Source organism: Mesorhizobium sp. M7D.F.Ca.US.004.03.1.1, from assembly GCF_003998635.1.
Classification (GTDB): domain Bacteria; phylum Pseudomonadota; class Alphaproteobacteria; order Rhizobiales; family Rhizobiaceae; genus Mesorhizobium; species Mesorhizobium loti.
Genome location: NZ_RZQG01000947.1, coordinates 1 through 2,195 on the forward strand (window position 1 = coordinate 1; position 2,195 = coordinate 2,195).

Sequence of the window (2,195 nt, forward strand, 5' to 3'; positions counted from 1 at the left end):
CGAATATGTTGCGCCACGCGTCATCGGCCGCGATCCCCTGCAGATCGATCTGCTTTCCGCGGATCTGGTTGGCTATCTCGGTTTCCGCTCGAGTGGCGTCGAGGTTCGCGGCAATTCCGCCTTCGACATCGCGCTCTGGGACATTTTCGGCAAGGCGACAAACCAGCCGATAGCGCAGCTTCTTGGAGGCTTTTCACGGCAGTCCATCCGCACCTACAACACTTGCGCCGGCACCGAATACATCAAGGACGGCAAGGGACAGACCACCGCAAACTATGGTCTCGGCACAAAGCAAGGCTACGACGACCTGAACGGGTTTCTCCACCGCGCCGACGAATTGGCGGCGGAGCTCCTTGAAGACGGTATCACGGCCATGAAGATCTGGCCCTTCGACCATGCCGCCGAGAAAAGCAGGGGGCAGGATATCAGCGCCGCCGACCTCAAGGCTGCGTTGCAGCCTTTCGAGAAGATCCGCAGGGCGGTCGGCGACAGGATCGACATCATGGTCGAGTTCCATTCGATGTGGCAGCTCCTGCCCGCGATCAAGATCGCAAAGGCGCTCGCACCTTATGGCACATACTGGCACGAGGATCCGATCCGCATGGACAGCCTCGGCGATCTCAAGCGCTATGAGGCAGCGAGCCCGGCGCCGATCTCGGCGTCAGAAACCTTGGGCAGTCGCTGGGCATTCCGGGATCTGCTGGAGACCGGCGCTGCAGGCATCGTGATGTTGGACATTTCCTGGTGCGGCGGACTTTCGGAAGCACGCAAGATCGCCGCGATGGCGGAGGCCTGGCACCTGCCGGTCGCCCCGCACGACTGCACCGGGCCCGTGGTTCTGGCGGCGTCCACACATTTGTCTCTCAACGCGCCCAACGCACTCGTACAGGAGAGTGTGAGGGCATTCTACCGGACCTGGTATCGCGACCTTGTGACCGCGCTGCCTGAAGTCAAGGACGGCATGATCACCGTGCCGCCCGGCCCGGGCCTCGGGCTGGAACTCAATCCCGACCTCGGTCGGGCCTACACCGTCCATCGCCGCGTCTCCGACAAGGCGGACATCTGAAGTACACTCAACGGGAGGAATAGTAATGAAACGACTGACTGCAACGCTTTTGCTCGCTACGACACTGTTCGCCGGGCCTTCCATCGCCAGCGCTGATGGGCTCAACATCGTCTTTACGCACCATTCGTCGGCCTCGAACACCTTCTGGCAGGCGGTGAAGAAGGGCTATGACGATGCCTGCGGCAAGGTCGAAGCCAAGTGCAACATGATCTTCACGCAGACCGAGGGTTCGGTCGAGCAGCAGCTCGCCAACATGCGCGCAGCACTTGCCGCCAAGCCGGATGCCTTGCTGACCTCGATCGTCGACAACAAGGCGTTCGACGACGTCATCAAGGAAGCGCGAGACGCCGGCGTCCTGGTGATTGCGGTCAATGTCGATGACACGGAAGGCGCCAAGGGCAATGCCCGGCAGGCCTTCATAGGGCAAGGTTTCAAGCCGGCGGGCTATTCGCTCGGCAAGGCGATTTCCGAGAGCTTCCCGAAAGAAGGGCCGATCAAGGTTCTGGTCGGCATTTCCGCACCCGGCCAGAACTGGTCGGAAAGTCGCGGCGCAGGCGTGATGCAGTTCCTGGAAGAGTACAAGGCCGCCCATCCCGACCGCCAGGTCTCATGGGAGCGGATCGACAGCGGAACGGACCTTGCGGTCACGTCCGATCGTGTCGGCGCCTATCTCAACGCGCATCCCGACACCACAGCCTATTTCGACACCGGCTTCTGGTGCGCGGGCGTTGCGCGGTCCCTGCAGGACCGCGGTGTCGCGCCCGGCAAGGTCCTCCTTGGCGGCTTCGATCTGGTGCCGGAAGTCCTGCAGCAGATGCAGAAGGGCTATGTGCAGGCCCTGGTGGACCAGCAGCCCTACATGCAAGGCTTCATGCCAGTGATGGAAGCCTACCTGAACAAGAAGGTGGGCCTGGCACCCTCCGACATCGATACGGGCCAGGGCATCGTACGCCCGGACCAGGCTGATGCGATCATGGCGCTTTCCGCGCAAGGTCTGCGCTAGGCCCACACGCGCCATGTGTTCACCCGGCGGCGCCCGCGCCGCCGGGTGGTCCCTCGCCTCAATTCCTGGAGCCTGCCTTGAAACGCCTCTTCAAGACCTATCTGGAAAAACCGGAACTGGCTGGAC

General features: G+C 62.3%; 2 protein-coding genes. Both read left to right on the forward strand.

Features of this window, described 5'->3' with window-relative positions:
* On the forward strand, window positions 1–1,066 hold a 1,066-nt coding region (locus EN935_RS32320; protein ID WP_164771541.1), incomplete at its 5' end, for a mandelate racemase/muconate lactonizing enzyme family protein.
* Window positions 1,067–1,091: 25 nt separating this feature from the next.
* Complete coding sequence (locus EN935_RS32325) at window positions 1,092–2,069, forward strand: sugar ABC transporter substrate-binding protein (RefSeq protein WP_109662062.1); 978 nt, start codon at window positions 1,092–1,094, stop codon at window positions 2,067–2,069.
* The last annotated feature ends 126 nt before the right edge of the window (window positions 2,070–2,195 follow it).